This window comes from Streptomyces sp. LS1784 (assembly GCF_020103755.1).
In the GTDB taxonomy this organism is placed as follows: Bacteria; Actinomycetota; Actinomycetes; order Streptomycetales; family Streptomycetaceae; genus Kitasatospora.
This window is the reverse complement of the sequence record NZ_JAHSQD010001156.1, coordinates 1-932: the sequence shown is the minus strand read 5'-3', so window position 1 is coordinate 932 and position 932 is coordinate 1. Positions and strand designations below refer to the sequence as shown.

At 78.4% G+C, this 932-nt stretch carries 1 protein-coding gene; it reads right to left on the bottom strand.

The window, feature by feature from the left end; genetic code table 11:
* Nucleotides 1-24: 24 nt before the first annotated feature.
* Nucleotides 25-654: a maleylpyruvate isomerase N-terminal domain-containing protein gene (locus tag KS423_RS46280; protein ID WP_224285632.1), complete on the bottom strand. Its 630-nt coding sequence runs from the start codon at nt 652-654 to the stop codon at nt 25-27.
* Nucleotides 655-932: the final 278 nt, after the last annotated feature.

Genomic DNA, 932 nt, shown 5'->3' with positions numbered 1-932 from the left:
TCGGCCGCGGTGCGCGGGGGACGTTCACGCCGCCGGGGCGGCGTACCAGCGCCAGTCGGTGCGCGGCGGGTGGCCGGGCAGCGGGGCGCGGCCGGTGGCCCAGAGGAGGGTGGGCCAGGGGTCGGCGATCGGGACGTCGGGGAAGAGCCGGGTGAGGGCGCGCTCGCACAGGTGGGCGGGCGGGCTCCAGGGCAGGCCGAGGCCCTGGGTGACGTCGTGGAGGTGGACCAGCGTCTCGACCAGGCTCATGGCCACGAAGCCGGTCGGGTCGGCGAGCCCCCACGGGTGGTACGCCCGGGCCTCCGGCGGGGTGACGCGGGCCACGGCGACCATCAACCCGCCGCTCGCCTCCAGGACTTCGAGTAGTCCGTCGGGGCCGGCGGCCGGCTCGGCGCGCACGAAGTTGTGCGGCGCCCCGGGCGAGCGGCGGGTCGCCGCGAAGGGCACGTACCGGTCTTGCGGCGGCCGGGCCGGGCCGAGCTGGGCGGCGTAGGCGAGCAGGTCGTCGGCGAGGTGCTCGACCGTTTCCCGGCAGGTCCAGTCGACCGGGCCGGCGGTCCGTGACCAGTCCGCGTCCGCCGGGGCGGCGCGCAGGGTGTCGACGGCGAGGCGCAGGGCGAGGGCGAGGTCGTCCGGGGTGGGTGAATCGATCATGCCGGGACGGTAGCAAGGCCCCGGGGCCGGAGCCCGCGGAAGGTCCGGCCGCCCGGCCTCCGGCGGACCGGCCCGCCCTGTCGGTGGGGCCGGGTAGTCTCGACGGCTACGGACGGCAAGGAGAAACGTGACGATCCCCCCGCAGCACCCGGAGCAGCAGGCCCGCCCCGGCGGCTGGATCTCCACCGGCCTGAGCTGGCGGGACGGCCACGCCGTGCTCGGGGCCGCGCGCGGCGCCCGGGTGCACGAGCGCGCCGTCGCGCCGGGGGCGGAGGTCG